We start from the raw sequence: 13,503 nt of genomic DNA on the forward strand, positions 1-13,503 counted from the left end.
GTTCACCCGCCGGTCTTCGGAGCGGAGGAAGACGGAGGCTGGCTTGCCTGGCCACCCTCGGAAGGCGGGGCGTCGCCGTTGCCGACTTTGACGCTCCCGGTGATCGGGGCGAGCCCCTTGTTGTCCGGCAGGGCCGCCGCCACCTTGCAGTTCACCAGCGTCGAGCCGGCGTCCCAGCTCTCCTGCTCACGGACGTCCCAGCTGACGATGACCTTCTTCGCGGCCAGATCCGCGTTGCCGGTGTAGTCCTGCGCGGCCGTCGAGCACGCGGTGTCCAGCCAGGTGTTCTGCTCTTCCTGCGACGGGTAGGCGTCCTTGAACTTCGTCTTGAGGTCGAGCGTCGCGATCATCTCGTAGGAGTGCGGCTGGGCGCAGTCGATGGGGTCGCCGAAGCTGTTGTTGAGCAGCGCGAGGCAGGTGCCCGGCTCCCACACCGCGGACTGGTTCTGCTCCTTCGCCTGCCCCTTGGTCGGTTGCAGCTTGCCGCCCTGGCCCGCCCATTGCAGGCCGCACCGCAGCTGCCGGTCGCCGTTTTCCCACTGTGCGGGAGTCGGCCGGAGCAGATTCATGCTCAATTTGCCGTACGGATCCAGCGTACGGCCGAGGTACGGCTTGACGTCGACGGTGCAGCGTGACCGGGCGATCTCCTGCCACTGCTCCAGGTTCGGGCTCGGCACACCCGCCGGGTACTGCGTCCCGATGTCGACGATGCTGGTGACCTCGAACAGGTGGGACTCCGCGCACGGCACGCGCCGCACGTCGTTGGCGTCCGGGTTGTTCCAGGTCAGACAGGTGCCAGGGGGAGAATGGAACGCTTCGACGGCCGCGGGTGACAGTTTGGGGGCACCGCCGCCCGCACCGCCCTCCGGGCCCACGTTCCACGAGAACGCCACACTCAGCGAAAGCGCGATGATCGCGCCCACGAACACACCGGCCATGACGAGCCGGGTGCGCAGGGTGCTCAGCGCGTTTCGCGGATCACGGAACCGCTCGGCCTGTTGAGACATCCACTCCATGATGCCCGCGCCGCACGTAAGGTGCGCATACCGGGTGGTTAGTGTTAAACACGGGTTCGGGCCGGCGGGCGATTACGGAGCTTCGATGACGCAGGATGACAACCAGGGCGCACAGCCGCCCCAGGAGCCGCCAAAGCGCGGCTCGATGCGCTTCCAGGACGGCAGCACGGAGGCGCGGCAGCCGTCGTTGGCCGAGCAGCGGGCACGGCAGCAGGCACTGGCCGAGCAGGAACGCCAGGAAGTCCTCGACGCCGAAGCCGCTCGTGCCGCCGAAAAGAAGTCCTCGACCAAGAAGAAGATCCTGATCGGCACCGGCGTGACCGTCGGCCTGGTCGGTTTGGTCGCGACGTTCTACACCGTCGCGAAGCCGGACGAGGTCACGGCGGTCTGCGCCGCCAGGGACACCGAGATCGTCAACGACGACCAGAACTGCGACGAGAACTACGTCCGGTCGCACGGCGGTTACGTCAGCGGCGGGTTCTTCTTCCTGCCCATCGGTGGTTTCGGCGGGCCGATGCAGAGCTACCGCTACAACTACGGCGGGACCGGTCAGGTCGGGCAGCGGGTGTCCGGCGGTTCGTACACCGCGCCGTCGGGAGCGAACGTCAGCACCAAGTCGGGCAAGTCCGTCCAGCGCGGCGGGTTCGGCATCAGCGGCAAGAGCGGTACCTCCGGCGGTACCGGCAAGAGCGGGGGCTCGTAGTTGTATCGGGATTCCAAGCCGCCCCGGCGGGACTGGCAGCACATCGTCGAGGAGCAGGGCCTGGTCTTCGGCACCCCCGCCCGTGACGGTTCCGGCAAGTCCCGGCCGTACTGGGACGAGTCGGTCCACTACGTCTTCGACATGGACGAGATCCTGTCCGTCGAGGCGGACGTCGAACTGCTGCACTCGATGTGCCTCGAAGCCGTCGACAACGTGGTGACCACTGAGCAGTACCACCGCTTCGGCATCCCCGAGTGGGTCTGGCCGCATATCGCCGAGTCGTGGAAGCGGCAGGATCCGCACGTCTACGGCCGGTTCGACCTGCGCTACGACGGCAAGAGCCCGGCGAAGCTGCTCGAGTACAACGCCGACACCCCGACCTCGCTGCTCGAGGCCGCAGTGCTCCAGTGGCATTGGAAGACCGCGGTCTTCCCGGAGGACGACCAGTGGAACTCGATCCACGAGAAGCTGGTCGAGCGCTGGGGTGAACTCGCCGACAAGCTGCCCTCCAACGAACTGCATTTCACCTGGTCTTCCGCCGATCCGTCCGGTGAGGACCACGTGACGACGGCGTACTTGCAGGAGACGGCCGCCGAGGCCGGCCTCGACACCGTCGGCCTGTCGATCGAGGAGATCGGCTGGGACCCGGTGCTCAAGCGGTTCGTCGACCTCGAAGAGCAGCAGATGGCGACCGTGGTGAAGCTCTACCCGTGGGAATGGGTGGTCGACGAGGAATTCGGCCGCTTCGCCGTCGAGACCATGCCTCGCACGCTGTGGGTCGAGCCGCTGTGGAAGATGATCCTCTCCAACAAGACGCTGCTCGCGATCCTGTGGGAGAACTACCCGGGGCACCCGAACCTGCTGCCCGCCTTCGCCGACGACCCCGGCCTGCTGACGGAATACGTCCGCAAGCCGAAACTCGGGCGTGAGGGCGCGAACGTGCAGATCGTCGCCACCGGGTACGAGACGCAGACCGACGGCGTCTACGGCGCCGAAGGCTTCGTCTACCAGGCGTTCGACCCGCTCCCCGAGTTCCAGGGGTACCGGCCCGCGCTCGGCGCGTGGATCGTCGGCGACCAGGCCGCCGGCCTCGGGATCCGCGAAACCGCAGGTCTCGTTACGGACGACGGTGCGGCATTCGTCCCGCACCGCATCGTCGAGACGTGATAGAAGCAACCGCACAAACCTGACATTCTCGACCTGTACCTCTGGAGAACCCCTGTGACGACCACCCTTGCGCTGTCCGACACGTTCGGCTCCGACCTCGTGCGAGGGATCGGCGCGATCCTGCTGTACGGCGTCGTCGGCCTGCTGCTGATGTTCGCCGGGTTCTGGGCGATCGACTGGACCACGCCCGGCAAGCTGTCCCAGCTGGTCAGCCGCGGCCTGCCGAACGCGGTCATCGTCACCGCGTCCGGCCTGCTGTCGATGGCGTTCATCGTCGTCGTGGCGATCGCGAATTCCGCCAGCGACCTGACCGAGGGCCTCATCACCTCGCTGGTCTACGGCCTGCTGGGCATCGTCGTGCAGGTCCTGGCGGTCCGGCTGCTGGAGTGGGCGACCCGCATCGACGTCCGCTCGACCATCGAGAGCGAGAAGTTCGCCCCGGTCAGCGTCGTGGTCGCCGCCGCGCACCTCGCCCTCGGCCTGGTCGTGGCCGTCGGCATCTCGTGACTTTCCCTACCCGCTGAAAACGGCAAAGGCGCACGAACCCCACTAACGTGGGAGTCGTGCGCCTTTTGAGGACACCGGACGACCGGTTCTCGGACCTGCCCGATTTCGACTTCGAGCCGCGCTACGCGGAACTCGTCGACCTTCACGGCGGCGTGATCAGAGTGGGTTACGTGGAGGCCGGACCCGCGGATGGGCCGCCCGTTCTCCTGCTGCACGGCGAGCCCACCTGGTCCTACCTCTATCGCAAGGTCATCCCGGTGCTCGCCGACGCCGGACTGCGCGCCATCGCACCCGACCTGGTCGGCTTCGGCCGATCCGACAAACCCGGCGACATGGTCGACCACACCTACCAGCGGCACGTCGAATGGATGCGGGCGTTCGCCTTCGACATTCTCGACCTGACCGAGGTCACCCTGGTCGGCCAGGACTGGGGCGGCCTGATCGGCCTGCGGCTGGTCGCCGAGAACCCGGACCGTTTCTCCCGCGTCGTCGCGGCCAACACCGGCCTCCCCACCGGCGACACCGACATGCCGGAGCTCTGGCACAAGTTCCGTGACACCGTCGAGAACGCCCAGGTGCTCGACGTCGGCCGGTTCGTCCAGTCGGGCTGCCAGACCAAGCTGTCCGCGGAGGTCCGCGCCGCCTACGACGCGCCCTTCCCGAACGAGATGTACAAGGCCGCGCCGCGTGCGATGCCGTCGCTGGTGCCGATCGCCCCGGACGACCCGGCCTCGGCCGCCAACCGCGCCGCGCTGAAGGTGCTCGCCGAACTGGACAAACCGTTCCTGGTCTCGTTCTCCGACGGCGACCCGATCACCGCGCCGTGGGGCCTCGGACTGCGGGGCTCGATGCGCGGCGCCCGCGAACTCGAGCATCCCACGATCACCGGGGCCGGTCACTTCCTCCAGGAGGACGCCGGTACCCGCCTTGGCGAGGTCATCGCGCGCTTCGTGAAGTCCTGAACCGGGTGTTATAAACGGTCCGTTCATAACAAATCTCGTTATGAACGGACCGTTCATAACAAAGTCAGGAGATCGCGGCCAGCGCGTCCGTGATGATCCCGAGCCCCTCCGCGGCCTCATCGGCGGTGAGTGTCATCGGCGGCGCGATCCGCAGGACGTTGCCGTGCAGCCCGCCCTTGCCGATCAGCAGCCCGCGCGCCTTGGTCTCCTCCATCATCCGCGCCGCGGCCCGGGTGTCCGGCTCCATGCCGCCCGGTTCGACCAGTTCGACGCCGATCATCAGACCCTTGCCGCGCAAGTCCCCGATCCGCGGGTTCCCCGCCGCGCGCAGGCCGTCGAGCAGCTCGTTGCCGCGGGCGAGCGCGTTGGCCTGGAGGTCGTGGTCGGCGATGTGGTCGAGTACCGCGCCCGCGCCCGCCATCGCGACCGGGTTGCCGCCGAAGGTCGAGATCGAGTTCGCGGTCAGGCAGTCGACGAGGTCGCCGCGCGCCACGAGACCGCCGATCGCGAGACCGTTGCCGAGGCCCTTCGCGAAGGTCATCGCGTCGGGGACGACGTCGTGCGCCTGGATCCCCCAGTAGTGTTCCCCGGTCCGTCCCCAGCCGGTCTGGACCTCGTCGGAGATGAATAGGATCCCGTACTGGTCGAGGACCTCCTTCATCGCCTTGAACAGGCCGTCCGGCGGTGAACTGAACCCGCCGACCCCCTGGATCGGCTCGGCGATCATGCAGGCGACGTCGCCCGAAGTGCCCGTCTCCAGGACGTCGACCAGGTCCGCGACGCACGCGTCGATGTACTCCGTGTCCGAAAGCGCCCGGAACGGGCTGCGGTACCGGTAGCCGCCGTGGACGTAGCTCACCTTCACCGGGCTGAGCGACGACGCCGACCAGCCGCGGTTGCCCGTGATGCCGACCGTCGCGAACGACCGCCCATGGTACGAGTTCCGCATCGCCAGCACCTGGTTGCTGCGCCGGTACTGCGTGGCGAGCATCAGCGCGGTGTCGTTGGCTTCGGTCCCGGAGTTGGTGAAGAACACCTTCGCGTCCGGGATGCCGGAGAGCTTCGCGACGCGCTCGGCCAGTTCGACCTGTGAGCGGATCAGGTACAGCGTCGAGGTGTGCAGGATCCCGGTGTCGAGCTGCTTGCGCACGGCGTCGCTGATCGCCGAGACGTCGTAGCCCATCGAGTTCGTCAGGATGCCCGCGAAGAAGTCGAGGTAGCTGCGCCCGGTCGAGTCGATGACCCGGCGGTCCTGCGCGTGCACGATCTCGATCGGCTCGTCGTAATAGAGCGCGAGCCACGACGGGAGAACCGCCTTGTGCCGCGCCAGCAGGTCCGCATCGGTCATCGGTTTTCTCCGTCCGCAGCAGGGAATCCGGGGCCGGGCTCAGTATGGGTATGGCCCGAAACGGGCGACAACGATCAGACTGTCGGGTTCTCCGCGGCGGCCCGCACAGTCTGTACGGGGAAACTGCCTCGAAGTGCGCGAAGGCCACGGACTACCCTCAGCACTCGTGATTGACCCCAGGACTCTGCGCGATGACCCGGACGTCGTGCGCGCTTCGCAGCGCGCCCGTGGCGAGGACGAAGGAGTGGTCGACAAGCTGCTCTCCCTCGACTCCCGCCGCCGGTCTTCGATCGCCGCCGCCAACACGTTGCGCGCCGAGCAGAAGTCGCTGGGCAAGCTCGTCCCGAAGGCGCAGGGAGACGAACGGGCCGCACTGCTCGCCAAGGCGAAGGACCTCGCCGCGCAGGTGAAGGCCGCCGAAGTCGAGCAGACCGAGGCGTCGGAGGAGTTCGAGCAGCTGCACCGCGTGGTGCCGAACCTGGTCCACCCCGAAGCCCCCGAAGGCGGCGAGGACGACTACGTCGTGCTCAAGCACGTCGGCGAGCCGAAGAAGTTCGACTTCAAGCCGAAGGACCACCTCGAACTCTGCGAAGGCCTCGGCGCGCTCGACATGGAGCGTGGCGCGAAGGTCTCGGGCTCGCGGTTCTACTTCCTCACCGGCATCGGCGCCCAGCTGCAACTCGGCCTGCTGAACATGGCCATCGCGCAGGCGACGGCGAACGGGTTCACGCCGATGATCACGCCCACCCTGGTGCGGCCGGAGATCATGGCGGGCACCGGCTTCCTCGGCGCGCACTCGTCGGAGGTCTACCGGCTGCGCGACGACGACCTGTACCTCGTCGGCACCTCCGAGGTCCCGCTCGCCGGCTACCACGCCGACGAGATCCTCGACCTCGGCAAGGGCCCGAAGCGCTACGCGGGCTGGTCGTCCTGCTACCGCCGCGAGGCCGGTTCGTACGGCAAGGACACCCGCGGCATCATCCGCGTCCACCAGTTCGACAAGGTCGAGATGTTCGTCTACACGCGTCCCGAGGACGCCGAGGCCGAGCACGCGCGCCTGCTGGACTGGGAAGAGCAGATGCTCGCCAAGATCGAGGTCCCATACCGGGTGATCGACACCGCCACCGGCGATCTCGGCACCTCCGCGTACCGGAAGTTCGACTGCGAGGCGTGGGTGCCGTCGCAGGACACCTACCGCGAGCTGACCTCGACGTCGAACTGCACGACGTTCCAGGCCCGCCGCCTCGGCATCCGCTACCGCGACGACGACGGCCGCCCGCAGACCGTCGCCACGCTGAACGGCACGCTCGCCACCACCCGGTGGATCGTCGCGATCCTGGAGAACCACCAGCTCGAAGACGGTTCGGTCCGGGTGCCGGAAGCGCTTCGTCCCTTCCTCGGCGGAACCGAGGTGCTCGCGCCGACATCGAAGTAGGGTGCGAGCCGACGAGGAGGGACGCATGCGGTTTCGGAACCCGGTCGCGGCCGGGCTGGCGGTGCTGGCGCTCGGCGGCTGCACGTCGACGATCGGCGGTGCGGCCGCGCCGGTACCCGGACAGGGGCCGGTGATCACGAAGGCCGAGCCGTGCGGGCTGCTGACGCAGCAGCAGGCGGACTCCCTCGGTGTCCTGTACCCGGGCAAGGAGCGTCCGGCGAAGCCCGAACAGAAGATCCCCGCGGTCTGCCGGTTCCAGGAACTGGAGGACGCGCCGGACGGCGTCGCGCTGGAGATCTCGCGGAGCAAGGACCTGTCCGCTGTCGACTACTACGCCGGTGCCCTGCCGGGTGAGAAGTTCGGCATCGGCGGGTTCACCTGGACGCGGTACGCGACCATCCTCGGCCCGAGCTACTGCTCGCTGGCCACCGAACTCGACGCGAAGACGTTCATCGAGGTCTCCAGCGACGCCCCTGGCGACGACAACAACAAGGCGTGCGACCTGGCGAAGGCGGCGATCCCCGCGGTCGCCTCGCATCTGCCCGGCGGGCAGCAGGATCCACAGATCACCGCGCCGCCGGGGCAGAAGCCGATCGAGCCGTCCGGGCCGTTGGTGAGCGTCGATCCGTGCACGCTGCTGAAGCCCGAGCAGGCCGCCCAGTTCAGCCTCATGGCCGCGCGGCCGATGAACGGTTCGTCCAACGACCCGAAGAACGGCTGCCAGTGGGACGACACCGACGGCGACAAGGGCAAAAAGGCACTCGACCTCTGGGTCTACACCGCGACCAGGACCGAGGACGTTCCCGGCCTCGAAGGCACTTCCGCCGAGCAGGTGGTGAACGGCAAGAAGTGGCTCGTCTACTCGTCTCCGGACAGCCCGCTCTGCGTCGCGCTGTACCCGCTCACCCCGACGTCGGCGATCAAGCTCGACACCGGCGACCTCAGTGACAACGCGAAGGCCTGCGAGATCCCGCAGGCCGTGATGCCGCTCGTGACCGCGAACGCGCCCGCCGCCTAGGTGTCTCTCGGTTCAGCGTCCTACCTGCTCGGCCGGGTGCTGATCTGGGTGTCGCGAAAGCCACTTTCGGGACACCTGATGTCCCGAAAGTGGCTTTCGCGACATGCCTGGTGCGGGTGGTGTGGTCACGAGAGTCCCGCGACCAACGACACCCTGCCTAGTCCGACACCTCGTCGGCGATGTGCTTCGCGATCTCCAGCGCGCTGGTCGCCGCCGGTGAGGGCGCGTTGAGGACGTGCACCTGGTTCCGCGTTGTCTCGATCAGGAAGTCGTCGACGAGCGCGCCGTCCGGACGCAGTGCCTGCGCACGGACACCGGAGCCGTGCCGCACGATGTCGTCCTCGGTGACGGCGGGCACGAGCCGCGCGAGGCTTTCGGCGAAGCGGCGCTTCGAGAACGACCGGCGGACCTCGTCGAGCCCGGTCGGATAGGCGTACTTGCGCGCGAGCCGCCAGACGCCGGGGAAGCGGGCGACTTCGGCGAGGTCCTTCGCGGAGACGTCGCGCCAGGTGTAGCCCTCGCGGCGCAGCGCGAGCACGGCGTTGGGGCCGGCGTGCACACTGCCGTCGAGCATGCGGGTCAGGTGCACGCCGAGGAACGGCAGCGACGCGTCCGGGACCGGGTAGATCAGGCCTCGCACCAGGTGGCGGCGGCCGGGCTTGAGTTCGTAGTACTCGCCGCGGAACGGCACGATCCGCGCGCTCGGGGTGAGCCCGGCGAGCCGTGCGACACGGTCCGCGTGCAGGCCCGCGCAGTTGACGAGCGCGTCCGCGTGGATCACGTCGTCGCCGGTCGCCACCTCGACGCCCCCGGTGCGGCCCGCGCGGATCCCCAGCGCGGGCGTGCCGAGGCGCAGGTCGGCGTCGGATTCGTCGAGCAGCCGGACCAGTGCGGCGCAGACGGCCGGGAAATCGATGATGCCGGTGGATTCCACCCGCAGCGCGGCGACGCACGAGACCTCGGGTTCGTACTCGCGGGCCTCGCTCGGGGTGATCAGCTTCGCCGGGACGCCGTTGGCTTCGGCCCGTTCGGCGAGCACCTTCAGCGCCGGAAGCTCCGCTTCGGAGGTGGCGACGACCAGTTTGCCGCAGACCTCCACCGGCACCCCGTACTGCCGTGCGAAGTCCACAATGGACCGATTGCCCGCGGTGGACATCCTGGCCTTGAAGGAACCCGGCTTGTAGTAGAGCCCGGCGTGCACGACGTTCGAGTTGTGCCCGGTCTGGTGGACAGCCCAGCGGTCCTCCTTCTCGAGCACCGTGACGTCCAGGCCCCGCTTCGTCAGCTCCCAGGCCGTGGCGAGACCGACGATCCCGCCCCCGATGACTACGACTGTACGCACGATCGACCAGGCTACCCGGCCCACTACCTGACAGTTGTCAGGTTGAGTGGTAGCGTACCTGACCGATGTCAGGTAAGCGGTTGAGCAGAGATGAACGCCGGGAACGGATCCTGGCCGCGGCGGCGCGCGTGTTCGCCGCGTCCGGGTACGACGCGTCCGGGATGCGCGAGGTCGCGACGGCGGCCGGGATCAGCACACCGGTGCTCTACGACCATTTCCCGTCCAAGGCGCGGCTGTACGCCGGGCTGCTGGAGTCCGAAGTGGACAGTCTGCTGGCCGGCTGGGACGCGCTGCCGCCGTCGGGCACCGCCGAGGAGCTGCTGCGCGGCCGGGTCGCCGCGATCTTCGCCTGGATGGAGACGAACGAACGCGGCTGGCGGATGATCTTCGCCGAGACGCCGTCGGATCCGGCCGTCGCCGAGGTGCACCGGCGCGGGCAGGCCAGGGCCACCGGGCAGCTGACCGGGGTGTTCGCGCAGGTCCCCGGCCTGGCGCTGAGCGCGGACCTGCCGCGCGACCGCGCGAACGAAGCGCTCGCCGAAGCGGCGAAGAGCGCGCTGAACGCCATCGCCACCTGGTGGTGGAGCAACCGTGACATCCCACGGGAGCAAGTCGTCGCGCTCACGACGGATCTGTTGTGGCGCGGTCTGGGGAACCTGATCCAGGAGGACACATGAGCACGCAGACCACCGAGCGGTATCGCCGGGCCGCCGAGACCCAGGACGTCGAACTCGCGCTGAGCGCCTTCGCGCCGGACGCGGTGGTGCATTCGCCGCTGACCGGCCGGGTCCGGTTCACCGGGCACGCCGAACTCGGGCCGCTGCTCGAAGTCGCGTACTCGCATCTTCGCGACATCCGATTCCACACCGACACCGGTGACGCGTCGACGCGGGTCGTCGTCCACACCGCGCGCATCGGCGGCGAGGAGATCGAGGAGACGGCGGTGCTGAAGCTCGACGAAGACGGCCTCATCGCCGAAGCGACGCTGTTCGTGCGGCCGTTGCCCGGGCTCGTCGCGTTGATGGACGCCTTCGGCCCGGACATCGCCCGCCGCAACGGCCGCCCCTTCGCGGCGAGGCTCCTCGCCGTGGCCGCGAAACCCTTGCTGGCCATGGTCCGGTCGGGCGACCGCCGTGCCGTCCCGCTGGCCGGACCGAGGGCCTGATCGCAACTAGACGGTTGATTCCGTGAGATCACGTGAAGCTCAGTGAGGCGCTGTGACTGTCTATTTCGCGTCGACAGGGCGTCCTCCCTCGGGCGCACTTCACGGAATTACTTAACTAGAGGACTACTTGCGAGGGTTCACGCGCCATCAGACTCCAGCAGAGGCGGGCGAAGTGGCCGAAACGGCGTCGTCCTCTTCGGGGTCTTCGAGGACCTTCGGGACTCCGCGCAGCGTGAACAGCGCACTCACCGCCAGCAGCGCCATCAGCCCGGCCGAGCACAGCATCGTCACCTGCATCCCGTCGACGAACGCCACCTTCGCGCTGTCCAGCACCACCGCTCCTTGTGACGGCGGAAGCCGCGCCGCGACCTGGACCGCGCCGCCGAGGGTGTCCGCGATCGCCCCGGCCGCCTCGGGCGGCACCCCCGCCGGGATGACGAGTTCGCTCCGGTACAGCGCGCCGAGCACGCTGCCGAGGACCGCGATCCCCAGCGCCCCGCCGAGTTCGGTCGCCGTTTCGGAGATCGCCGACGCCGCGCCCGCCCTCGCCTTCGGCACGACGCCGAGCACCGTGTCCGTCGCGGTCGCGAGGATCAGCGCCAGCCCGACACCGAAGACGATCATCGCCGCGAGCAGGTCCGAGTACACGATCGTCACGCCGATACCCGAGTACAACGCGAAGCCGGCCGCCGAAAGACCGCATCCCAGCGCGATCGTGACCGCCCGGCCGAACGCCTTGATCACCAGCGGCGCGAGCACGCCGCCGACGATCGCGCCACCCATCCCCGGCAGCCCGGCGAGCCCGGACTTCAGCGGCGACCAGCCCGCCACCAGCTGAAGATATTGCGCGAACATCAGGGAGACCGCGAGCTGCGCGAACATCGCCAGGATCGTGGTGGCGACGGTCGCCGAGAACGCCCGCTGCGTGAACAGTTTCAGGTCCATCAGCGGCTCGGCCAGCCGCGGCTGCCGCAGGACGAACGCCAGCAGGCCGCCGAGACCCAGCACCGCGGCGACCGCGATATCCCAGTGCCCCCAGCCTCGGTAGGCGACTTCCTTGATCGTGTAGACGATCCCGACCATGCCGACGACGGACAGCAGCACGCTGAGCACGTCGATCCGGCCCGGTGCCGGGTTCTTCGATTCGGGCAGGATCACCGCGCCCGCGATCACCAGCACGAGCACCACCGGCACGTTGACCAGGAACACCGAACCCCACCAGAAGTGGTCGAGCAGGACGCCGCCGACGAGTGGCCCCAGCCCGAAACCGAGGATCGTCAGCCCGCTCGACACCCCGATCGCGGCCGCGCGTTCCTTGCCGGTGAACACGTTCCGGATGATCGACAACGTCGACGGCATCAGCGTCGCGGCGGCGATCCCGAGCAGCGCGCGGGCGGCGATCAGCAGTTCCGCCGTCGGCGCGTACGCCGTGATCACCGAAGCGACGCCGAACAGCGACGCCCCGATCAGCAGCAGCTTCTTCCGGCCGACGCGGTCACCGATGTTGCCCATCGTGATCAGCAGTCCGGCGAGCGCGAACCCGTACGCGTCGGCGATCCACAGCATTTCCGTCGTCGACGGGCGCATTTGTTCCGAAAGGGACGGCAACACCAGATGCAGGACGGTCAGGTCGATCGCGATCAGCAGTTGCGCGAGGACGCAGACCACGAGTGTGCCGATCTTGCGGCCCTTGCCGATGTTCACCGCGACACGCCGAAGGTGAGTTCCGGCGAGTGCCGCGCGGTGCCGTTCTCGCCGTCACCCAGGTAGAACCGGGTGCTCATGGTGCGGGCCGCCGGATCGAGGACGCTGCGCCACAACGTTCGCCACGGCGCGCCGGGTTCGACCGCGAAGGACACCGTGTCGAGCGCGTCGCGCGCCCCGGCGCCCGCCTCCTCGGTGAGGGTGCGCAGCCGCTGATAGGTGAGCATGGAGTCCGGTGTGTCCTCGGGCAGCGCGTCGAGGTCCGGATGGCGGTGCAACAGGTGGTTCGTGACGCACAGCGGCCCGTCGCCGACTTCGACGAAGTACTCGACGTCGTGCTCCCCGCGCTCGTGAACGAAGCCGCGGCCGGAGGCGTCGGCGACGATGTAGTGGCAGGGCGCGCCATGCGCGTACTGCTTGGCGAGCATCAGCGCTTCTTTGGCCTCCTCGACGGTTTCGCAGGTGTCCAGCAGATACCGGCACACCTGTAACACCGAGAGGCCCGCCTGGGGGCCGTGCGCCAGCGGAGTGGCCGTTTCGACGTCGGCCATCAGCAGCGCGACGACGAGCCCGGCCTCGTTGACCCCCTCCGTCCCACCGTCCATCGTGGCCATCGACAGGGCGGTCGAGGCGATACCGTCGTCGGGGATCGTCGTCAGGACGTAGGGCCGTGACGCCATCGGCACCGTCCCGTCGTCGACGGGCTCCTCACCCGCCAGCACCGCGCCCAGTTGAGTCCAGCTCATCGTGAAGAAGTCGTAGTTCCGGCCGAGCGTGCTCCCCGTCCACAACGCCGAACAGCCCGATCCGGCGGGCAGGGCGCTCGCGTCGTCGAAGGAGACCGCCGCGTCCGCCGGGAGCCCGCAGGCCTCGGCGAACCCGGCCGTGCGCCCGGCGTACTGCGGCCAGTTCCGCGCGAACCAGGTGCGCCGCGCCCTGGCCACCAACGGATCGATCGGCGGCGGCGACCAGTCCGAGCGCGCCTTCACTTCGGCGCCGAGCGCCTGGCCGATTTCGGCCTGGGTGCCGCGCAACGTCAGATGCCGCACGGCGAGGAAGTCTTCGGGAGATCCCGCTGCGTAAGTCATGGCGGGAGCTTGTCCACGAGCGCTGACTGTTCACGCACCGAACGCTGT

The 13,503-nt window shown here is 68.7% G+C and carries 13 protein-coding genes; 8 read left to right on the forward strand and 5 right to left on the reverse strand.

Translation table 11 applies throughout. The annotated features are described in order from the left end of the window. Positions 1-2: 2 nt before the first annotated feature. Complete coding sequence (locus BS329_RS26825; RefSeq protein ID WP_076164438.1) at positions 3-1,007, reverse strand: septum formation family protein; 1,005 nt, start codon at positions 1,005-1,007, stop codon at positions 3-5. 94 nt (positions 1,008-1,101) lie between these two features. On the opposite strand from BS329_RS26825, the gene BS329_RS26830 reads away from it, so the two are divergent. Genes BS329_RS26830 through BS329_RS26845 form a run of 4 tightly spaced genes read left to right on the forward strand, consistent with a single transcriptional unit; the run spans position 1,102 to position 4,355 of the window. Beyond that, positions 1,102-1,719 (forward strand): hypothetical protein, encoded by a 618-nt coding sequence (locus tag BS329_RS26830; RefSeq protein ID WP_244197303.1) that lies wholly within the window; start codon positions 1,102-1,104, stop codon positions 1,717-1,719. Continuing rightward, complete coding sequence (locus tag BS329_RS26835) at positions 1,720-2,886, forward strand: glutathionylspermidine synthase family protein (protein ID WP_076164023.1); 1,167 nt, start codon at positions 1,720-1,722, stop codon at positions 2,884-2,886. It abuts the gene before it with no gap. A 54-nt stretch (positions 2,887-2,940) separates the two neighbouring features. Further along, positions 2,941-3,393: a DUF350 domain-containing protein gene (locus tag BS329_RS26840; protein WP_061980368.1), complete on the forward strand. Its 453-nt coding sequence runs from the start codon at positions 2,941-2,943 to the stop codon at positions 3,391-3,393. Positions 3,394-3,449: 56 nt separating this feature from the next. Next, the gene (locus tag BS329_RS26845; protein ID WP_143253214.1) at positions 3,450-4,355 is read left to right on the forward strand and encodes a haloalkane dehalogenase; all 906 of its coding nucleotides are present in this window, start codon (positions 3,450-3,452) and stop codon (positions 4,353-4,355) included. 64 nt (positions 4,356-4,419) lie between these two features. On the opposite strand, the gene BS329_RS26850 is transcribed toward BS329_RS26845, so the two are convergent. Continuing rightward, the gene (locus tag BS329_RS26850; RefSeq protein WP_076164025.1) at positions 4,420-5,703 is read right to left on the reverse strand and encodes an aspartate aminotransferase family protein; all 1,284 of its coding nucleotides are present in this window, start codon (positions 5,701-5,703) and stop codon (positions 4,420-4,422) included. A 166-nt stretch (positions 5,704-5,869) separates the two neighbouring features. Between BS329_RS26850 and serS the strand changes: the two genes are divergently transcribed. Together serS and BS329_RS26860 are read left to right on the forward strand one after the other, a co-directional pair. Beyond that, positions 5,870-7,138, forward strand: a complete 1,269-nt coding sequence (serS, locus tag BS329_RS26855; RefSeq protein ID WP_076164026.1) for a serine--tRNA ligase — start codon at positions 5,870-5,872, stop codon at positions 7,136-7,138. A 25-nt stretch (positions 7,139-7,163) separates the two neighbouring features. After that, on the forward strand, positions 7,164-8,156 hold the full coding sequence (locus tag BS329_RS26860) for a DUF3558 family protein (protein ID WP_076164027.1): 993 nt from the start codon (positions 7,164-7,166) through the stop codon (positions 8,154-8,156). 157 nt (positions 8,157-8,313) lie between these two features. Here BS329_RS26860 and lhgO read toward each other — a convergent pair whose 3' ends face one another. After that, positions 8,314-9,570 (reverse strand): L-2-hydroxyglutarate oxidase, encoded by a 1,257-nt coding sequence (gene lhgO, locus BS329_RS26865; protein WP_341866344.1) that lies wholly within the window; start codon positions 9,568-9,570, stop codon positions 8,314-8,316. Positions 9,571-9,578: 8 nt separating this feature from the next. On the opposite strand from lhgO, the gene BS329_RS26870 reads away from it, so the two are divergent. Then, on the forward strand, positions 9,579-10,175 hold the full coding sequence (locus BS329_RS26870; protein WP_076164028.1) for a TetR/AcrR family transcriptional regulator: 597 nt from the start codon (positions 9,579-9,581) through the stop codon (positions 10,173-10,175). Further along, the gene (locus BS329_RS26875) at positions 10,172-10,663 is read left to right on the forward strand and encodes a nuclear transport factor 2 family protein (protein ID WP_076164029.1); all 492 of its coding nucleotides are present in this window, start codon (positions 10,172-10,174) and stop codon (positions 10,661-10,663) included. Before BS329_RS26870 ends, BS329_RS26875 begins: the two co-directional genes overlap by 4 nt. 147 nt (positions 10,664-10,810) lie before the next feature. On the opposite strand, the gene BS329_RS26880 is transcribed toward BS329_RS26875, so the two are convergent. Both BS329_RS26880 and BS329_RS26885 read right to left on the reverse strand, forming a co-directional pair. Continuing rightward, complete coding sequence (locus BS329_RS26880; RefSeq protein ID WP_076164030.1) at positions 10,811-12,367, reverse strand: MFS transporter; 1,557 nt, start codon at positions 12,365-12,367, stop codon at positions 10,811-10,813. Further along, complete coding sequence (locus BS329_RS26885) at positions 12,364-13,455, reverse strand: C45 family peptidase (RefSeq protein WP_076164031.1); 1,092 nt, start codon at positions 13,453-13,455, stop codon at positions 12,364-12,366. Before BS329_RS26885 ends, BS329_RS26880 begins: the two co-directional genes overlap by 4 nt. Positions 13,456-13,503 lie beyond the last annotated feature (48 nt).

Origin of the sequence: Amycolatopsis coloradensis (genome assembly GCF_001953865.1) — a bacterium.
In the GTDB taxonomy this organism is placed as follows: Bacteria; Actinomycetota; Actinomycetes; order Mycobacteriales; family Pseudonocardiaceae; genus Amycolatopsis; species Amycolatopsis coloradensis.

What these genes read in the sequence shown, in the direction of transcription:
- BS329_RS26825 (WP_076164438.1), bottom strand. Translation starts at nt 1,007, where the DNA reads ATGTCTCAACAGGCCGAGCGGTTCCGTGATCCGCGAAACGCGCTGAGC.
- BS329_RS26830 (WP_244197303.1), top strand. Translation starts at nt 1,102, where the DNA reads ATGACGCAGGATGACAACCAGGGCGCACAGCCGCCCCAGGAGCCGCCA.
- BS329_RS26850 (WP_076164025.1), bottom strand. Translation starts at nt 5,703, where the DNA reads ATGACCGATGCGGACCTGCTGGCGCGGCACAAGGCGGTTCTCCCGTCG.
- BS329_RS26860 (WP_076164027.1), top strand. Translation starts at nt 7,164, where the DNA reads ATGCGGTTTCGGAACCCGGTCGCGGCCGGGCTGGCGGTGCTGGCGCTC.
- BS329_RS26875 (WP_076164029.1), top strand. Translation starts at nt 10,172, where the DNA reads ATGAGCACGCAGACCACCGAGCGGTATCGCCGGGCCGCCGAGACCCAG.
- BS329_RS26885 (WP_076164031.1), bottom strand. Translation starts at nt 13,455, where the DNA reads ATGACTTACGCAGCGGGATCTCCCGAAGACTTCCTCGCCGTGCGGCAT.